General features: G+C 39.6%; 14 protein-coding genes. 2 read left to right on the forward strand and 12 right to left on the reverse strand.

Features of this window, described 5'->3' with window-relative positions:
• Positions 1 to 20 precede the first annotated feature (20 nt).
• On the reverse strand, positions 21 to 761 hold the full coding sequence (locus ABD985_RS10790; RefSeq protein ID WP_345371618.1) for a phenylalanine 4-monooxygenase: 741 nt from the start codon (positions 759 to 761) through the stop codon (positions 21 to 23).
• Between the two features lie 568 nt (positions 762 to 1,329).
• Between ABD985_RS10790 and ABD985_RS10795 the strand changes: the two genes are divergently transcribed.
• Entirely contained in the window at positions 1,330 to 2,562 is a 1,233-nt protein-coding gene (locus ABD985_RS10795) for a DEAD/DEAH box helicase (RefSeq protein ID WP_345371620.1), read from the forward strand.
• 97 nt (positions 2,563 to 2,659) lie between these two features.
• Here ABD985_RS10795 and ABD985_RS10800 read toward each other — a convergent pair whose 3' ends face one another.
• A complete protein-coding gene (locus ABD985_RS10800; protein ID WP_345371622.1) occupies positions 2,660 to 4,099 on the reverse strand; it encodes an SPOR domain-containing protein in 1,440 nt (479 codons plus the stop codon).
• Positions 4,100 to 4,336: 237 nt separating this feature from the next.
• Positions 4,337 to 6,334: a peptidylprolyl isomerase gene (locus tag ABD985_RS10805; RefSeq protein WP_345371623.1), complete on the reverse strand. Its 1,998-nt coding sequence runs from the start codon at positions 6,332 to 6,334 to the stop codon at positions 4,337 to 4,339.
• A 172-nt stretch (positions 6,335 to 6,506) separates the two neighbouring features.
• On the opposite strand from ABD985_RS10805, the gene dinB reads away from it, so the two are divergent.
• Positions 6,507 to 7,580 carry a DNA polymerase IV gene (dinB, locus tag ABD985_RS10810; RefSeq protein WP_345371625.1) on the forward strand — a complete coding sequence of 358 codons (1,074 nt, stop codon included), beginning with the start codon at positions 6,507 to 6,509 and terminating at the stop codon, positions 7,578 to 7,580.
• Positions 7,581 to 7,607: 27 nt separating this feature from the next.
• Here the strand turns inward: dinB and ABD985_RS10815 are convergent, their stop codons facing one another.
• The 9 genes from ABD985_RS10815 to ABD985_RS10855 all read right to left on the reverse strand — a co-directional run bounded on the left by ABD985_RS10815 (position 7,608) and on the right by ABD985_RS10855 (position 19,139).
• Positions 7,608 to 8,972, reverse strand: a complete 1,365-nt coding sequence (locus ABD985_RS10815) for an alkaline phosphatase family protein (protein WP_345371626.1) — start codon at positions 8,970 to 8,972, stop codon at positions 7,608 to 7,610.
• Positions 8,965 to 10,173 (reverse strand): metabolite traffic protein EboE, encoded by a 1,209-nt coding sequence (gene eboE, locus ABD985_RS10820; protein WP_345371628.1) that lies wholly within the window; start codon positions 10,171 to 10,173, stop codon positions 8,965 to 8,967. The genes ABD985_RS10815 and eboE overlap by 8 nt, the downstream gene beginning before the upstream one ends.
• Before the next feature lie 13 nt (positions 10,174 to 10,186).
• Positions 10,187 to 11,371, reverse strand: a complete 1,185-nt coding sequence (locus tag ABD985_RS10825) for a 3-dehydroquinate synthase (RefSeq protein WP_345371629.1) — start codon at positions 11,369 to 11,371, stop codon at positions 10,187 to 10,189.
• A 91-nt stretch (positions 11,372 to 11,462) separates the two neighbouring features.
• Positions 11,463 to 12,353, reverse strand: a complete 891-nt coding sequence (eboC, locus tag ABD985_RS10830) for a UbiA-like protein EboC (RefSeq protein WP_345371630.1) — start codon at positions 12,351 to 12,353, stop codon at positions 11,463 to 11,465.
• Positions 12,353 to 13,270 (reverse strand): TatD family hydrolase, encoded by a 918-nt coding sequence (locus ABD985_RS10835; protein ID WP_345371632.1) that lies wholly within the window; start codon positions 13,268 to 13,270, stop codon positions 12,353 to 12,355. The genes eboC and ABD985_RS10835 overlap by 1 nt, the downstream gene beginning before the upstream one ends.
• Positions 13,271 to 13,336: 66 nt before the next feature.
• Complete coding sequence (locus ABD985_RS10840; protein WP_345371634.1) at positions 13,337 to 14,251, reverse strand: EboA domain-containing protein; 915 nt, start codon at positions 14,249 to 14,251, stop codon at positions 13,337 to 13,339.
• Between the two features lie 134 nt (positions 14,252 to 14,385).
• Positions 14,386 to 15,030, reverse strand: coding sequence for a YiaD family glycine zipper/OmpA-like lipoprotein (locus tag ABD985_RS10845; RefSeq protein ID WP_345371636.1), 645 nt, complete (start codon positions 15,028 to 15,030; stop codon positions 14,386 to 14,388).
• A 46-nt stretch (positions 15,031 to 15,076) separates the two neighbouring features.
• Complete coding sequence (locus ABD985_RS10850; RefSeq protein ID WP_345371638.1) at positions 15,077 to 15,907, reverse strand: tetratricopeptide repeat protein; 831 nt, start codon at positions 15,905 to 15,907, stop codon at positions 15,077 to 15,079.
• A gap of 115 nt (positions 15,908 to 16,022) precedes the next feature.
• A complete protein-coding gene (locus tag ABD985_RS10855) occupies positions 16,023 to 19,139 on the reverse strand; it encodes a cytochrome c biogenesis protein (RefSeq protein ID WP_345371640.1) in 3,117 nt (1,038 codons plus the stop codon).
• Positions 19,140 to 19,177: the final 38 nt, after the last annotated feature.

A 19,177-nucleotide genomic window follows, 5' to 3' on the forward strand; every position in this document is an offset into this window, starting at 1 on the left:
AATAAACGATAAACTTATGTTCAATGAGGTATGTCCAGTTCTTTCCGCACCACCTTATTGATCACATCCTCTACCTCTGGTACCGCATCGTACAATTGTCTGTAAGAATTTATTACAAAGTAATGAGGCTGAAACTTATCCTTGATATAAGGAGTTCTCATAATCGCTTCCACATCAAAGGGAATTCGTTTAGGTTCCTCACTATGAAGGGAAAAATCGGACTCCCCTCTAGAAGATAATATCCCTGCCCCATAAATTCTCAACCCTTCAGGATTTTCAATAAGTCCAAACTCCACTGTATACCAATATAGTCTAGAGATCAACTCAATCACCCATTCATTGTCGATATGTTTCAGCGCTATTGTACTTAATCCTTGTAGAAAGTTGACAAAGTCTTTATTGGTCAATAAGGGAACATGTCCAAAAACATCGTGAAACATATCAGGCTCTTCCAGATAGTCTAGTTCACTACGTTTACGAAACCAAGTAGATGCTGGGAAGAACTTATTCTGCAGCAGCTCAAAGAATGATTGATTATCGATCAACCCTTTAACGACTTCCAGCTGCCATCCCGTTTCACTGAGTAGGACCTTATTCATTTCCTCAAAGTTTGGAATATGGTCTTTACGAAAGCCTATACACTTTACGCCTTTCATAAACGCCTCATCGGCCAACCCTGGCAAAAGTCCCATCTGTCGTTCAAATAGCAAGTTCCACACTTCCATATCCTCGGAAGTATATTTCTCGTATGCTTGTCTCATATATGATATTGATTGGTTAGTAAATATTCCTGTCAATGGAATACCATAAAAATAGTACAAAAAAAATAAAGAATAAACTAAAGCAATTACAAGTACCTCCAAGTTATATCACTGTGAAATTTATTATTTACAAAATAAAAAACTCATTCACAGTCATTGTAAGTATCTTCCATCTCAAAGCCCTTAATTAGAGATAACAAAATAAGAGACATATTACTTAAACCTAATAATCCATTTAGTCAACCTATTATACTCATGTAGATATCAAGAATTTTAATGATAGTGGTAAATTGTTTGTTCATTTGGAAACCTATCGCTCTTTGAGTGCTAGGTTTTTTTTCTATGGTAGATTCTTATATACCTCTAACATTCACTTTGATATTATGTTAATTCCGGAATAATTTATAATTTACAATTATTTAAACGTTCTTGTGGTTTGACATTACTTTACTTAGGTATAGCGCACAATTGCTTTACTTCAAGCATTGACAAACCTATATCAAGAGCATTTTTGATTAACTAAATAAAGTTTAATAACAAACTTCACAGACAGATAAATAGGCATACTTTGAAATTCAGTGAACTAAATCTTGACGAAGCACTTATCGATGCTGTAGAAAGCATGGGATTTGACGAAGCAACCCCCATTCAGGAGCTTGCTATTCCCGCTATTTTAAATGACGAAGATCTGATTGCCTGTGCCCAAACAGGTACCGGTAAAACTGCAGCCTATATTCTCCCTACTCTTCACAAGATTGCTGTTCAAGCGGAAGAAGGAGGTATTCATACGATTGTTATTGTTCCTACAAGAGAACTAGCATTACAAATTGACCAACAATTACAAGGATTTTCCTACTTTACCTCTACCTCTTCTATTGCGGTATATGGAGGTGGTGACAGTAACTCCTTTAGCCAACAGCGTAACGCATTAAAGCAAGGAGCTGATATTGTGATTGCTACTCCAGGAAAGTTGATTTCCCAATTACGCTCTGGAGGAATCAATCTAAGCCACTTAAAACAATTTGTTTTGGATGAGGCTGACCGCATGCTGGATATGGGATTCTTTGAGGATATTATGGAAATTTCTAGCTTTCTGCCGGAAAGCAAGCAGACTATCCTATTCTCTGCAACCATGCCTCCTAAAATCCAAAAGCTTGCAAATCAGTTATTGAAATCTCCTACAGAGATCAATATTGCAATCTCCAAGCCCGCCGAGAATATCACTCAAGGTGCTTTTCTACTCTATCCAAAACAAAAGGTAGAGATGATCAAGTACCTCTTACAGGATGACGATATCGAAAGTACCATCATCTTTACATCTACAAAATCCGCCGTAAAAGAAGTCGCTAAGGCTCTTCAAGGATTGGGACTAAAAGCACAAGGGATTAGTTCTGACTTACAGCAAGATGAGCGGGAAGAGGTATTGCGTCTATTCAGAGCGGGTATCACTCGTATTCTAGTGGCGACAGATGTAGTTTCCAGAGGGATTGACATCGACACCATTGAACTAGTGATTAATTACGATGTACCAAATGATCCAGAGGACTATGTACACCGAATAGGGCGTACTGCTCGTGCCAATCGAGAAGGTGAAGCGATCACTTTTATAAGTACTTCAGACCAGGATAAATTTCTCCGTATTGAAGAATTATTGGAAGCCACAATTCGAAAGGTCAAGAACCCTGCACATATTGGCGATGGTCCAGAGTATGCACCTAGAAAAAAGAGAGCTTCTTCATTCAAGAAGAAACCAAGAAGATCCTCAGGAGGAGGTAATTCTAGAAGAAAAAATAAATCCTAGCGTATCTTTTAAAGATACTACTCAAGCGTGTACTCTTATAAAAAAAAGCTCAATGCAAACGCATTGAGCTTTTAAATATATATTAGGAGAAAACAGATTACAAATCTACCGATTGAGTTATAGTCTCAATCTTGACATCATTAAACATCGGCATACTCTTCAACTGCTTGATCATATCTTCTTTTTCTAATAAAGCTCTCCTTTTATTAGAGATCTCTCCAAAAATATATTTAGAGTAGAACTGAAGATCATTAGGCTTCAAGCGGTACGTATTTTCATCCCCTCCTTTTCGCATGGAATAGGTAATAAATGCCTCCTTTCCACCGATATAAACATTATCTTTTGGTTGCTTGGTCTCTACATCATACAGATTTTCAAAAATCTTCTGTGCATACTTCTCATCGTTAAACCTCGTCAACTTAGATTCCCATATTCCTTTTTCTTGCTGGTCAATCACAGCAATCCCTTGATAATGCCCATCAAAATAGGCTCCATAACGCCCCTTCACATTATTCAACTTTCGGATATCTATACCTATCAATGTTCCTCCTCCCTGATAAGGAACCATATTGAAAAAGTCTGTCACCACTTTTTGAGACAAAATTGATTCCAAACCTCCCATTTTCTTTACAATCCCTTTCATTTTATTGATATCACTAGAGGAATGTTGTATTAATGCATAGTAATTATGCCTTTTATTCGCCAATAAAAGATATCGTTTGTACTCATAAGGTCTTGGAGAAACCACAACCAGGTAGCCATCCCATGTAATACTACCTTTAACTGTAAATTTCTCTGTCTTTTCAAAAGAGTGGCTTCCCGAGTTTAGGATACGAATAATGATCTTACTAAGCTTAAGCTCATTTTCATTTCCTTTGAACAAATGAATATCATAAGAATGTCCCGTCAATCGGTCTTTCATAGACGCCACCAACATCTTATCGACACTCTCTGCTATATCTTTTAACCGAACCCCTCTCGGCAAACGGAGATCCATACGCTTCATCGTAGGAATTTCACGATAATGCTCTTCATCTCCAGGAACAATCAAGGTAAAGTGTTCCAAAGACATAAAAGGAGTCATTGGTATCTGTCGACATAACTCTTCCAACGATTGCTCTAGTTGTATTTGCTTTTTTTTCTCCTCTCTCAAGACATCTACATCGTAAGGAATCACATGTTCCGTTTGTTTACTATAATTTGCGACTTCCAAACTCGTAATCCCCAAACGATCCGTATACTCTCTTTTGATGTACAATACTTCATCAATGCTATCAAATGCGCCTGTCAATACTTTGTACCACTTCCCTTCTTTAGGCTGATCGACACATATCACATAAGCGGGCACCCCCTCTTCCAGCAAGCGTTGCTTAAGACTCTCTGCCACCTCCCAATCTCTACTTTGACCAACCAAAATAGAAAAAGGTTCAATCTCATTGAACTGCCCCTCGCTAATACAAGACGTAAACAACAACAGCATTGTCCCTACCCGAACAATCATATTTCTAAAACACTCTTGTAGAAGTTTCCGTACCATTAGTTAGACTCAATCTAGTTTACACTACGACAATATACTATTGTGTAGTTCCAAAAAATACCTTCTCTAATTCGTTAAAATGTTACAATATAATCTTAAAAAATTAAAAAAATGGAAATTAAATAGGTAATAAAGTTTAATGAATGGTTTTAACAACTCAGTTATCAATTGAGGAAGTTGTTTTAACTTTAAACAATATATCATCAGCATTGCATGGCACCCATCAACATATTGTGACTATAAAAAGCCCGCTAATCTCACCTCATAAATCACATCTCCAATCTCCAGCATTCTAACGACTTCCAACCCTTTACTTACCTGTCCAAACATGGTGTATCTACCATCCAAATGTGGAGCAGGCATTGTCGTGATAAACCATTGTGCACTTTCTGCATCCTTACCAACAGAAGCCAAGCCTACGGTTCCTGTTTCAAACGTATGGGCCGTAAACTCTGAACGGGTCGTTTCATCCATACTTCCAAAGCCATCTCCTCTACTACAGCCTCCTTGCACAACAAAGTTAGGAACTACTCGATGAAACACCGTATTATCAAAGAACTGTTCCTCTATCAATTGGCAAATGTTCGCTACAGTACCTGGTGCTTCATCGACCAATAAAGTCACTTCTACTTCTCCCTTAGAAGTTGTAATGATTACTCTCTGTTGTTTTGGTATCTCTGCTACGTACTGCCAATCAATTGTATTCTGCTTATACTCATTAACAGGCGCCTGAAAAGGTTCTCCCTTAAGAGAAGCCCATGTCTTCTGTAATTCCAGATAAGCCTCTACATCTCTCGGCAACTGAAGCGCTTCCATTACTTGACGAATAAAGTCCGTATTTTCCAAATGCTTGTAATACTTATGTTTGGGATTTCTAAGCGCACGTGCAGCAAAATAAACGGCAGCGATATCTCTGCTCTCTATCGCTTCTTTCAGTAATATGGCAACTTCTTTTTCTACATCAGGACGTCTCTTCAAAAGACGCTTATATTGTGTTGAATGATTTACAAGCATCACCAATGATTCCATAGAGGCTGATAGCATAATAGGGTTAGTCGTTTCCTTAATGACCTTAACGATCAATTCATAATTCAAGGAAGAGGCAGCCATCGCCCTGAGATACATCCCTTGCTCATAAATATTGTTGCTCTCTTGATAAATTGCCAATAGGTAATCATTCACCTGCGTATTGGATGGATCTGTCGTCAATAATGCCCTTAAGTATAGTGCTTTGGCCCTGGCATTAGTAATTGATTTAGCATATCCTAAGAATGACTCTAGCTGACTAGAATCGATTCTTCCCTGAAAATATTCTGCTGCTACTACTTCCACATTTGGGTTTTGGCCTTTTAAGAGTGAAAGCATTTCTTCAAGGTAACTCTCCTCCTTATACACCTCTAGAGCTCTGATACAAGCAATTAGTAACTCATCTGACAAATGCCCTGATTTTAGTTGACTCAACAAAAAGTCAGATACTTTTTGATTCGGCAAAAGGCTCGCCATCGAAGTGATGATATTGGACTTGATTACGTCTTCTGTTTCTTGTAGATAAAGGCGTATCAATTGTGTCTCTTTATTTTGTAACCACGCCTTAGCTTTTACTCTTCCCAAATAATAGGCCGACATTAGCTTTAAATCGTAAGGTACCTCTTCTTTTAAGTAACGTATAGCCCAGTTTACCCCTCCTTCAGACATCAACCCCCTCAAAGCAGCACGGTATAAGCCCCTCATTCGGCCATAATCCAGTTGAGTATTTCCTGCTGAAGCATAACGCACCAAAAAATCCTCTCCTATACTAGAAGCACACTTCCCTATTGCCTCCAATACCTCTTTTTGTACCTCTGGATACTCCTCAAGCTTAGGTATCATGACAATCAGTTGACGTTCCGTTGGGACTCTTCCCATCTGCCCAATAGCAAATGCAGCAGCTTTTCTAACTTCTGGATCAGGGTCTTTTCTCAAAATCTCAAACAAAGACTCCTCCGCTTTAACATCTTGTATAGAAGCTAATGCATGTACCGCTTCTTTACGGTACAAGCTCTTTGGATGAGTCAAATAATAAAATAAAGAATCTGTTTCCCTACGATCCTTATGGGAATGTATTTTCTGTAAATTTCGATCAGAAAATTTATTACTCCCTCCCTGATACGAAAAATAATCCTTTACGGATGATGCTTTTGTACAGCTCCCTAATAACAAAGTAAGTAAGAGTAATCGTAAAAAGTGTTGAAGCATATTACTATATCTTATGATTGTTTGCTTTATAAACACATAAGTGATATTTAATAAGCAATGTTTATTTTAATAACAAATTAAATGAAATATAGTGGAATAGATTGTATCTTTGTACTTATCTAACAATTTCAAGTTAAAAAAATAATCCTGTTCTTCAATTGTTTTTAAGAAGTTGGAAAATTTACGAAAGATCATACATATTGATATGGATGCATTTTATGCTTCTGTAGAACAGAGGGATAATCCTGCTCTTAGAAATAAACCTATTGCTGTTGGAGGCTCCTCTGACAGGGGTGTAGTGGCTGCAGCTAGCTACGAAGCCCGAAAATATGGCGTACACTCTGCCATGTCCTCTGTAGTAGCCAAACGACTTTGTCCTGATTTGATCTTTACCAAAGGACGATATGAGGTATACGCTGAAGTATCTCGACAGATACGTGCTATTTTCTTTGAGTATACAGACCTAGTAGAGCCTTTATCTTTAGATGAAGCCTATCTGGATGTGACTGAAAATAAAAAGCATATGAAGTCCGCTATTGCCATTGCACGTAATATTCGTTCAAAAATCCAATCTCAATTACAACTCACCGCTTCTGCGGGAGTCTCTTACAATAAGTTTCTTGCCAAGACTGCCTCTGATTTAGACAAGCCCGATGGATTGTCCGTTATTTTGCCGGAAGAAGCTATGTCTTTTCTGGAAACCCTGCCTATTGATAAGTTTTACGGGATAGGAAAAGTTACTGCAGAAAAAATGAAACGTCTAGGTATTTTTAGGGGAAAAGAGCTAAAAATGTGGCCAAAATCAGACCTCCTGCATATGTTCGGAAAGTCCGGGCACTACTACTACAATATTGTAAGAGGTATCGATCATAGAATGGTTACTCCTCAGCGAGAACGAAAATCTTTCGGAATGGAAAGAACCTTTTCAGAAGACATTACAGACTTTATTACCTTACAAGAGAAGTTATTTCAAATGGGAGAACAACTTTGGGAGCGCTTCCAGAAAAGACAACAACAAGCAAAAACCCTAACCCTAAAAATTAAGTATAGCGATTTTCATCAAATTACTCGTAGCAAGACCTCTTTAGAGGTTATACCCTCACTGGAAGAAATAAAAAGCATGACAACAGAAATGCTCGCTGAGTTCAAGGAAGATGATTTCCAAATCCGATTGACTGGCATATCCTTAAGTAACCTCAGCTATACCGATGAAAAAAAAGAACCGCAACTCACGTTACGGTTCTAGATAGCATGGTACATATCCTATTAATGGCTAATTAGGATAAATGGTCTTATACAATAAGTGATAAACATCTGATGCAGCCACTTCTTCGGTCTCGAGATTAGAGGAAGCATAAATAGGCCAATAATCCTTAGACTGAGGACGTACTCCATGAGACCCCTTAACAAAGCTTCCTTCCAAAGGGATTACATCCAACAAGGTTCTAAAACCCATTTTCTTTAGCAATAATTTCCCTATTACTTTCGCCTTAGGATACTTGATTTCTGGGTCAATAAACAATTCTGCCGGATCATACCCAGGCTTACGGTGTATATCTACCGTTGGCGCAAAATCGGGCGCTTTTGCATCATTCAACCAATAGTAATACGTAAACCAAACATTTTCTTTAGCTATAGCAATCAACTCCCCTGCTCTATCATGATCAACGCCTAAACTCTTTTTCCCATCAGCATCCAGCACTTCTGCAATCCCTTCTTGTGCTTTCAGCAACTCCCTAACTATTGGGATATCCTTAGCATCTTTGACATAAACATGTGCCACTTGGTGATCTGCTACCGCAAAAGCCCTACTTGCACCCGGGTCTAGTAACTCTTTTCCCAACTCCTCTTTTACCGTAATAAACCCGTGTGTTCTAAGTAATCTATTTAAGGCTATAGTGGTATCTACATTCGTAATTCCATACTCTGACAGCACTACAACCTCTACCGATAGGCTTTCAAAATAAGTAATCAACGAGTGCAGTAACTCATCCAGCTCTTTCAAGTCTTGAGCAATTTTCTGATAATCATGCCCATATTTTTGTAAACAATAATCTAAATGAGGAAGATAAATAAGATTCAAAGTTGGCGCATGCCACTCATCCACCAGCATAGCCGCTTTTGCGATCCATTGACTAGAATTAATCGAGGTATTAGGCCCCCAAAACTCAAAAAGAGGAAATCTTCCTAGTTTTTTCTGTAATCGATCCCTAAGTGATAAAGGATTGGCGTATACATCTGGGATCTTTCTTCCATCCGCTGTATATATCGGACGAGGTGTTACAGAAAAATCTGCTGAAGAGTACATATTATACCACCAAAACATATTGGCACAGGTAAAAGAAGGGTCCTCTTCCTTCAAGCGTTCCCACAACGTAGTTTGTTGTACAAGGTTTGCTGACTGTCTCCAAAACTTCACTTCACATTCCTCACGGAAATACCAACCATTTCCTACGATGCCATGCTCTTTTGGAGCACATCCGGTTAAGTAAGTATATTGAGCTGTGGTGGTAACAGCAGGAAATGCCGGTTGCACTTTTGCATACTTATTATTATCCAGCCATTGGGATAAAAAAGGCATCATGGCTAAAAGATTAGATGAAAGCCCTACGACATTCAATACGGCAGTTCTATTCATAACTATCTATTTTCTGCAGTTCTACATGTTCCAATACCCATTGGATTTCTTTCGCTATTGAAGTTTCCAAGGATATTTTCATATCATCTGGCAAAACACTCCAAGTATAAGTCTCCACCTCTAAATGAGAGCAGAATGGTTCCTCTAACCATAATTGTAATACTGTTATTACCTCTTGCTGAGTGGATTGAAGCAATCCTTTATTTTCAAAAAATAAGGGGACGTGATAATGAATTCTCCACTCCTGTGGTATAGGCATGACACTCCGCTCTTCTGTCAATACTTCAGGAAGATCTTTAAATGCCAATACTTTTCCGGTAGGCCCTTGTACCCTCACCTGATGTAAATACGTATCCTCACGATATGCTCTGAGCTGATCCAATACACTAGAGAACTCTTCCTGCCTTCTAATAACTGCCCCAAGTGCTGCACTTAATTGTATTTTCCCCACCTTAATCTCCTCCATCTCCAATAAAGTCAGTACTTTTTCTGGCTCTTCAAAGACTAATGCAAAATGACAGACATCATAACAAACACGAATATAGTCTTTTACCCATGGGCGAAAGGCAACAGAAGCCTTAGGAAGCAAATACTCATTGAAGAAGTGAATGATTTCGGAAGTGTTTTCCAGTATACCATCTGGTTCCGGTTCAATATCAATATGTATCTTCTTTCCTGTTGCCTTATAGGCTTGATGGCAATACTCTGCCACACGCAAGAAATGTATCGCAGCATTCTCTTTTGCTTGAGTCAGCGCCTGTTGTTCTGGATAGTTATATCGATATGCAATCGGACAAGTAGAAATACTACCCTCTTCAACTTCTTCTGGTAAAAGTGCTAACAAAATATCCACTAACTGTAAGGTATACGCCAACCTATCTTCCGTAGTCCAATCAGGGGCATATACCTTGTCCTTGACAATAGTCTGATGGAATTGACCATAAGGAAAACCATTAATCGTGTAAACGTATACATCCTGTGCTAGCATCCAGGTTTTAAATACTTGCAGATGATCATCATTTAACAAAGTGGCTGCTGCTTTAGCTGAAAGTCTAAGTCCTATTCCAAAAGACTTATCAGGAGCACACTCTTGCTTTACTTTTGGAATATATTTTTGAAGGGCCTCAAAAGTCTCTTCCCAAGTTTCTGCCGCATGAATATTCGTACAGTAAGACAAATGCCCTTTCTCTTTTATCTTCATAATAATGAGTTAATTAATATTTTTCAGCTAATTCCTTTTCTGCATATTCTCTCAATCTATTGATCGCCTTAATTAATAAAGGTGTATCCATACAGTGCACTTCTACTCCCCTTCCGATCTGCTCCAGTAACATAATTGTCAACTCCCCTCCCAAATGCTCCTGAAATTCCTGTAACCCTTCCAATACCAAAGGGAAATCATCCTCCACCAACTTCTCTTCCAAGGCTTTATGATAAATCGGTAATTGCAATACCTGCAACACTCCCATAATTCGTTCCCACTCCTGCTCTGATAATCGTTCTGTAAGGTAAGAGTAAGTGACATCCAAAGCGATCCCTATGGCTACAGCTTCACCATGTCGCAACTGATAATTCGTCATTTGCTCTAACTTATGCGCTGCCCAATGGCCAAAATCCAAAGGTCTAGAAGTTCCTTTTTCGAATGGATCTCCACTCCCACCGATATGCTCCGAATGCAACTCTGCGCATCGATATACCACTCGTCCCATAGCTCCCAAATCTCGATTAACCAATGCTGGAGCTTCTTTCTCAATTTGCTCAAAGAACTCTCTATCCTTGATCAAGGCTACTTTTACAGCCTCTGACACACCTCCAAACCAATCCCGATCACACAAGGTCTTTAGGAACAATGTATCATTAATTACTGCTTGAGGAGGTGCAAAGGCTCCTAGAAAGTTCTTTTTGCCAAAAGCATTAATCCCATTCTTCACCCCTACACCTGAATCATCTTGGGACAATACAGTTGTAGGAATACGGATATGACGCACTCCTCGATGTGCTACAGCTGCAGCAAACCCCACTGCATCAAGAACTGCTCCGCCACCAATGGCAATTACGTAAGCATGTTTATCGATAGCGTAATCATTAATTGCTGATAACACCGTTTTCAGGGGTGATAAGGAATTCTTCACACCTTCTCCACCTTCCAATAATAATATTGGTGCAAGCAATTCCATATGATCATCATACTGATCACAATAATCCATAATTCTTTGCTCTAACTGGGGATGAGCCTCCGCCACTCCTGTATCTACCACAAAAAAGACCTTTGCCGGTTGATCTTTTTGTAGGCTTTCAAATAGTTGACAGAGTAACTTATTGGATATGGAAAATAAATCGTTGGTAAAGATAACTGGGTAATCAAACCTTACATCAAATTGTTGTTGAATGATCATCATGGGTTATAAAGTTTTATATTTCGATCTCGTGAGTAAGTGCTTATTTGAAATCAGAAGAATTTCATTGTAAAAGATATAGTTCTGACGAACTCTAAGTAATAGAAAAGTACTTCCCTAAAAGGTATACTACCGGTAAAAGTGCTATTATGATTAAAGCATGTGTCATAGAGGAAAACCCTGCGACCAAAGCAGCATCATATACCATTAATCCCATAATCCCCATCTTTACTGCCTTTCGAAAGTTCATAGGCACTGGTTCAACAAACGCACCAATCAACGGTAACCCTAATACATAAGTCAGCAACACAATAAAGGGAGATGCTTTCACTAAGCTAAAAGAAGTGAAGAAAGGCATAAATAGTAAATTGAGGAAGATGATCGCAAATACAAGGATTGCTTTTCGAATAGCACCTCCCTGCTTATCCACATATACCTCACTTTGACTGAGCATCGTCACTGCTCCAATGTACGCTAAACTCATCAATGGCAACAATACAGGCCACTCAAAGGAAATAATAAGTGCACTCATGCCAAGCCATAAATTCAAAGCCCTACAAGTCCCCATCAAAAGAGGCCCCCACCATTGATGATGCTTAGCCCATGCATTATAAGCTGAAGCGGAAACAACAATCATCATTGCTAATAGTCCTGATACCATACTAGCCGAAAATGCCGTCATCACTCCAAAAGCCATAAGCGTAAATGCCAATAACATTGCATGCTCGCGCTTCACCTTGCCACTAGGAATGGGACGCTCAGGGCGCTCAATACGATCAAGATCAGCGTCCAATACATCATTCAAGACAATTCCACCTCCATACAATCCTATCGTCGATAGAATCAAATAGAAAAAAGTGGTCCAATGCTCTTGCCCTCCTCCATAAAGACTCTCAGCAATCCAATACCCCGCCAATATATCCGCTACCGAGGTAACAATATTGGCGGGCCTCATCAAAAGCAAATAAGCCTTTAACTGTTTCATCACACGGAAGGGTTTTCAATTTCTACTTTAGGAGCTTGCCCTCTCAACACACTATTTTCCTGATATAATGTGCGTTGATCAATCGCTGACCTGTTTTCCCAATCCTGAGGGTTAAATTGTCCACTCTGTCCATAAGCAGCTATGGCATTTTCATAACATACTTTACGAACATCCTCCATCGGAATACCTCTTTCCAACATTAAAGCCGCGGTTTTAGGTACTGCCATGGGGTCACTGACTCCCCAATCTGCCGAGCTATCTACGATAATGCGGTCTGAACCAAACTTACGTACAACTTCCACCATACGCTCATTCCCCATTTTGGTACGCGGATAAATTGTAAATGCAGCCCAGAAGCCTTTATCCAACACTTCTTGTACCGTCTCTTCATTATTGTGATCAATTACGACCAACCCAGGGTCTAGATTATGCTCTAAACACACTTGCATACTTGTATGTGTGCCTCTGGTTTTGTCTCGATGTGGCGTATGCACTTGTACTGGCAAACCTGCTTCCTTAGCAAGATCCAACTGCATACGAAAGTACTTATCTTCTGCAGGAGTTTGATCATCATAGCCGATTTCTCCAATTCCAACAACCCCCTCTTTATAAATATAGCGAGGAAGTAACTCCATCACCTCTTCTGCCAACTCTTCATTGTTCGCTTCTTTGGAGTTTAATCCTATCGTACAATAATGCTTGATCCCAAACTGACTTGCTCGGAACCGCTCCCAACCAATTAAGGTGTTATAGTAATCTTTAAATGATCCTACAGATGTACGTGGTTGTCCTAACCAGAATGAGGGTTCAATCACCGCTACGATTCCGGCTTTAGCCATTCGCTCGTAATCGTCTGTAGTTCTGGAAATCATATGGATATGTGGATCAATTAAAGGTAGGTTCTCTATCTTATTCATAGGTCAATGGTTTTAGTAGGTTAAATAAAAATAAGCTGGTTTATATAAGCAGGTACCCCAAGTTCCTTAGCGTATATCTATTTCAGTATAGCCGCTACCTGTTTGCTGATAGCCTTTTCGTTTGGGTTTCGCTTTATGGTATGTTTCTCCCAGCTGATCCCAGTTCATCTGAAATGAACGAATCTGCTTAGGACGTAAATCTTTCAAGCCTCTCACTTTTGTCTGAGCACTAATAATGTAAGCAGCTAACTCATCAAAGCCTTCCTTATCCAGTAAGCCTTTGAGAAGAGGAAGATGTTTTTTTCTAAGATAAGGCACTGTAAATCGCCAAAGTTCTGGTGTTACATTTCGAGCCGCACTCCAGCGTTCCATGACATAATCCCTCAACATTTCAAACAAAGTGAAATTGTGTCGTTGATCTACTCCATAGATTTTATACATGGGACGCTCCATGAAAATAGCTTTCAGGATCATCTGATTCCATTGATGATCTTCAAAAAACAAAACAGGGTAAGGGTTCTCCAACGCAACAGCATCAAACACAGTCGTCATATTGGTTCTTAGTCCTTCGACGGCTTTATACACATAACGTGATGGATTGGGTAAAAAAGGCAATGCTTTATACAAAGCGACAAACTCTTTCTCATCGGCCGTATCAAAAAGCATACGGATAATCGTGTCGCTCCTATCCGTGTGGATTGCCTGATAGCGCACCAAAAAATACACTCTTGCTAGCTCCAACAGGGTCCAATTATTGACCCAACTAAAGGTTGGAATGGCAATTTGCTCATCCCCATTCTCTAACATCTTAGGAAGCGTAGAGAATATACGGTAAAACATAGAATCTCTCTCCTGAGATTTCAGCACCTTCCACTTCTCCTCAAAAGATGTCCAATGACCAGGTGATACATGTGCCTTGAGGGTATTACCTAATACCTGTAATGTTTCTCCCTCTGTTGGTAATATTTGTAGTGGTTGCATGAGTTGTGGGTTAATAAGTACGAACAATTGGAACCATACTTATAATTTATGCAACACACTCAGGCAGAAGTGTATAAAAACTGACAATAAATCTAAATGGGAGAACATTACATAAGTTCTCCCCATACATTTCATTACAACTTGCCGTTCTTGGCTTTTTGCTTCATTTCATCATTGGCATAAATAGCCATTTCCACTCTTCTATTCTTTTCCCGATTCGCTTCATCATTAGGATATTTAGGCTGTGTTTCTCCATACCATTTCTCTGACAAACGAGCCCCTGCGACCCCTTGACTTTGTAGATACTGAGAAACTGCTAATGCTCTCTTTTTGGACAATTCCATGTTAAAATCCTCTGGTCCTGAGTCATCAGTATGTCCCTCAAGTAGAATATTCGTATCCTCATATTTCTTTAAAACTTCTGCCACATCCTTTAACTCTGCTTTATAAGCCTCGCTAATTTCTGCCGAGTTAATCTTGAAAGTCAAGCCAGCATCAAAAGTCATATTAATTCCTTCATCTACACGCTCTACCTCTGCGGTAGGAACGGCTTGCTTTAGCTCCTTGGCCTGCTTATCCATTTCCTTACCAATCAGATTTCCCGCAGTACCTCCAATCGCTGCTCCTGCAATAATTCCCCAAGCACTTCCTTTAGATACCGCAGCACCTATAGCTGCTCCACTGGCCGCACCTATGGCTGTTCCTTTTTGCTGATTATTCCAGGATTTACATCCTAAACATAGCGTTATGGCTAAACCTATAGCTAATATGTTTTTCATATCTATTTTGGTTGAATCATTAAATCGAATTCATTAACATGGAAAGTTATTTACAAATCATCGTTGCAAAAAGATCTTTATCCATAGCCTCCCAACCCATACTTAAAGCCTTTTGCAAATCAGTACAGGTTAACTGCTTTTCTTCCTCTGTCATTTTTTGCTTCAACTCCCTTGCCTCTGTGGTACCATACTTATGCTGCAGCATCTTCAAGCGGGCATTACTCCGGATAATGTACATTTCTAAATCTTCCTTCCCCATGGCTACCGCTTTATCATACCCTTCAGTAAAAGCCTTATCGTACTCATCACTATACACATACATATCACCTTTCTGAATATAGAAATTGGGATTATTTGCATCTAACTCCATCGCTTTCTCCAAATACATGAAGGCCGAATCACGCTCTCCCAATTGTCGGTCATAAAGGGCTGCCATCAACGCATAATTGGAAGCCTTTTCTGTAGTGTTCTGATTCTCCTCTGTTAACTCAATTACTTTATTCAAGGAGGACTTTGCTCCTTCAGCATCTCCTACCCCTTCCAATGCTATCGCCTTTTGAAAATGGCCTCCAAGACTTCTGTCTTTGGTCGCTTTCAATGCCTTATCCGCTTCTTCTACCGCTTGATCATATTGTTTTAAACCATTATAGGCTTCAGCCTTAGCGATAGCACCCTGTTCTTTAGCATCTTTTGTTTTACAATCTCCTGAGAAATCTTCCAATACTTCTAACGCTCCTGAATAGTCTTTACTTTCTAAGGACATACGTGCCTGTTCTAACTTCTCCTTACACTTTTTTCCCATAGTAAAGGTTTGGGCAGAAAGATATTGTGTGAGTAAAAAACTAAGAAGTAATAGCGTAATCTTCTGATATCTCATAATGAATAACCTGTTAACAGATTTAAATATTATTACTATCATAAAAGTGCTTTAAGCAGCTAGTTGGTTCCTTTTGATTCATGTTTTGATGATTCAGAAAAAGGATTCATCAACACTACTTCTTTTGATACGGATACTTTTTTCCTTTTCCCTCTCTATAATATGCTCCCACCGCTATCATAGCTACGACTCCAATCGTTACCCATACAAAATCTGGAATAGGCAAAGGATCCCCTGCCGCATAGGAATGCAGTCCTGAAAGGTAATAATTCACCCCAAATGAGGTCATCACAATGGAAGAGAAGGCAAGTACACTGGCAAGATTGAACGCATATAAACTTCTCAAAGACGGAATTAGCCTCATATGTAATACTATCGCGTATACCATTATGGAAATCAAAGCCCAAGTTTCCTTAGGGTCCCACCCCCAATATCTTCCCCAAGACTCATTGGCCCAAACTCCTCCCAGAAATGTTCCTGTGGCCAACATATACAATCCAATTGTCATGGATAACTCACTAATCATCGACAACTCAAGAATGCTCTTACGAAAACGATCATCCTGAACAATCATAAAAATCAGGCACAAAGCCCCTAGAAGGGCCGATAATGCCAAAGGCGCATAGCTACTGACAATGATCGCTACATGGATCTTTAACCAATACGATTTCAATACTGGCACCAGAGAGGTAATTTCCGGATTAAGCCAATCCAAATAAGAAACAAATAACAAGGTTCCGGTAAACAAGGCTACTACTGGAATGATAAAGTCACTTCTTCTTTGAAATAGAAAGCCGAAAAGCAATAAGGCCCATGATACCAGTATCAGCATCTCATAACCGTTGCTCCACGGAGGATAACCTCCTGCATACCATCGCAACCCCATATTGACTGTTTGCGCTATAAACCCAAGCCATACCCCTAGCAAAGCCAAACGAAAAACCCATTTCAACCACTTTCCAAAATAAAAGCGTTTCAGTATCGCCAATACTAATAATGTGATTCCTAAAAGCCAGTACACAGGAAATAGTCTGTTATATATATTCAGCTGATTATATAATAATTCTGCCTTCAATCTATTAGGGTCAGGGATCAACTTCTCCCCCATCACTTCCTGAAATGTCTTTAGGTATGTCAATTTACTATTAGCCACCGTCCAGTCTCCTGTTCGCTGCGCCTTAGCAATATCCTGATAATAAACAGGGAGGATATTCCGTACAAATACCGCGTCTTCTTGCTTGAACCCCGTACTCCCTGCCGCATTAAACCATGTATCCGAAGGATCATCCGGTAATGGAAATATCTTCAGGTAGTTCCCAGAAAGGGCCTGATAGAGAATATTGAAGCGCTCATCTACCTTTATCAACTCATTATCTTGCTCAGAACGCTCGGCAGGCTTTTTCTGCTGTGCACGGCCCACTAATTCCACTAGACGATAATTCCCTTGTTCATCAAGTAAATCTGTGAATGCCAATAATGATTTTGGTTCAATATTCAAGGCCTCGAAAATAGGTTGCCCTTTTTGCAGGTCTATTTTGATCACCTCTATAGACTCCCATAAAACCGGCGCTTGATTAATGGAAAGAAATACCTGATCAGCGTTCAATGTTTCTCCGGAGGCAGGCAAGGTATAAGAGGTTTTACGGGTCAGCTTTCTCAATAACTCAGAAGCCAAGGTATTGATTGGCTTGATTCGTCCATCCATATCCTGGACCAATAACTGTCCAAATACTTCTGCATGTTGTCGATCTACAATAAGAAGAGACGTTTCTGCAGGAGATGCTGCTTTTAGTGTGATAGGTAATACTAAGAGCACAATGATGGGTGCATATTGTAGCTTTTTCAATTGACGACTCACCGCAACAAATCGGGAACCCTTTCCAAAAAAGCTAAATAACATTCCCAGCATCATTAGAAAATAGCCCACATAGGTCACTCGTGTACCCCAATAATCTTGATTGACAGAAAGTACCGTTCCCAGCTCATCCAGATCATAGGATGCCTGAAAAAATCGATATCCCTTATGGTCCAGTACATTATTCATTGAGATCCTAACAGGAAACTCTCCTTCCTCAGGGTCTTTGACAATCAACTCACTGGCATAAGAAGACGGACTTACAGACCCTGGATATCTCTGTAGTTGAAAGTCCGATAAGTATAAATCAAAAGGCAACAGTTCCAATCTAGGGCCATAAGCTATTTGTAATGACTGATCTCCTACCTTGATTTGCTGGGGTCTACTCATTACCCCATCAACTGCTGGGAGAATAATTTTTCGGAACTGATCCCCATCACTAATGGTCAAGAAAAGCAGGTCTGCTGCTTCTTTCTTCAACTCCTTGTCCTCAGTAGACTGATAGCCTAGTTTTTTTCCTTCATATACCTCTTTGACTACAAAACTCAAGTCTCCCGAACGGTACAAGGCCCTCAACTGTAAGGTATCTTCCTGAGTATGTAATAGCCTTCCTTGTTGCTGAGTAGCCATCACCATATATTCAAAATCCTTTGGTGATTCTATAAAATATGCTTCTCCTTTTTGATTGAGGTTCACCGCATTCTCCCTAGGGTTATTCAAGGTAAACGCATACCCATTAATGTAGACAACTCCTTTATTTTCCAGGAAAAAACTCTTTCGATTGCCCTCTGCTACGGCGACAAGTTCTATTACTTGGTCTTCTTTACTTCCCTCCTCTACTCCTTGCACAGCATCGGGCACAAAACGGTCCAGATGAATACTCAACGACCTTTGGGTAAGACCAAGGTCAATTGTTTTATCAAGATTTTGTTCCTGAACGTAATGTAATGGTACTTCTAATACCTTCGTGCCTTCCTCAGACTGAGTATGGATAAACAACCCTCTATCCTGGGCTATCATCACATTGGAACTTTGCCCTTCCCTGATTCGGATCAAACCTTCCTGCCCAAAATAGCGAGTAATTCCAGCTCCTATAATCATCACAATAAAGGCAAGGTGAAAAGTAAGTATACTCCACTTTTCTTTTCGATAGAGTTTATATCTGAAAATATTGGCAAAGAAATTAATACCCAGTATTAGCATTACGCCTTCAAACCACCAGGTATTATAGACTACGTTGCGAGCATATGGGGTGCCAAAATCATTTTCTAAAAAGGTGGCATAGGCCATCGACACGGCAAAAACCAATAAGGCCACCAATGTGAGTTTATTGGATACGATCAGTCCCCATACTTTATTTTTAGGTTTGTTACTCATTGATCGGGTATATTCAATTAGGGTACAATAATACATTA

The organism is Algivirga pacifica (genome assembly GCF_039543525.1).
In the GTDB taxonomy this organism is placed as follows: domain Bacteria; phylum Bacteroidota; class Bacteroidia; order Cytophagales; family Flammeovirgaceae; genus Algivirga; species Algivirga pacifica.

Coding starts and splice junctions, on each gene's coding strand:
- eboE (WP_345371628.1), bottom strand. CDS start 10,173: ATGAAGATAAAAGAGAAAGGGCATTTGTCTTACTGTACGAATATTCAT.
- ABD985_RS10845 (WP_345371636.1), bottom strand. CDS start 15,030: ATGAAAAACATATTAGCTATAGGTTTAGCCATAACGCTATGTTTAGGA.
- ABD985_RS10835 (WP_345371632.1), bottom strand. CDS start 13,270: ATGAATAAGATAGAGAACCTACCTTTAATTGATCCACATATCCATATG.
- ABD985_RS10850 (WP_345371638.1), bottom strand. CDS start 15,907: ATGAGATATCAGAAGATTACGCTATTACTTCTTAGTTTTTTACTCACA.
- ABD985_RS10840 (WP_345371634.1), bottom strand. CDS start 14,251: ATGCAACCACTACAAATATTACCAACAGAGGGAGAAACATTACAGGTA.
- ABD985_RS10855 (WP_345371640.1), bottom strand. CDS start 19,139: ATGAGTAACAAACCTAAAAATAAAGTATGGGGACTGATCGTATCCAAT.
- ABD985_RS10805 (WP_345371623.1), bottom strand. CDS start 6,334: ATGCTTCAACACTTTTTACGATTACTCTTACTTACTTTGTTATTAGGG.
- ABD985_RS10800 (WP_345371622.1), bottom strand. CDS start 4,099: ATGGTACGGAAACTTCTACAAGAGTGTTTTAGAAATATGATTGTTCGG.
- ABD985_RS10815 (WP_345371626.1), bottom strand. CDS start 8,972: ATGAATAGAACTGCCGTATTGAATGTCGTAGGGCTTTCATCTAATCTT.
- ABD985_RS10790 (WP_345371618.1), bottom strand. CDS start 761: ATGAGACAAGCATACGAGAAATATACTTCCGAGGATATGGAAGTGTGG.
- eboC (WP_345371630.1), bottom strand. CDS start 12,353: ATGAAACAGTTAAAGGCTTATTTGCTTTTGATGAGGCCCGCCAATATT.
- ABD985_RS10825 (WP_345371629.1), bottom strand. CDS start 11,371: ATGATGATCATTCAACAACAATTTGATGTAAGGTTTGATTACCCAGTT.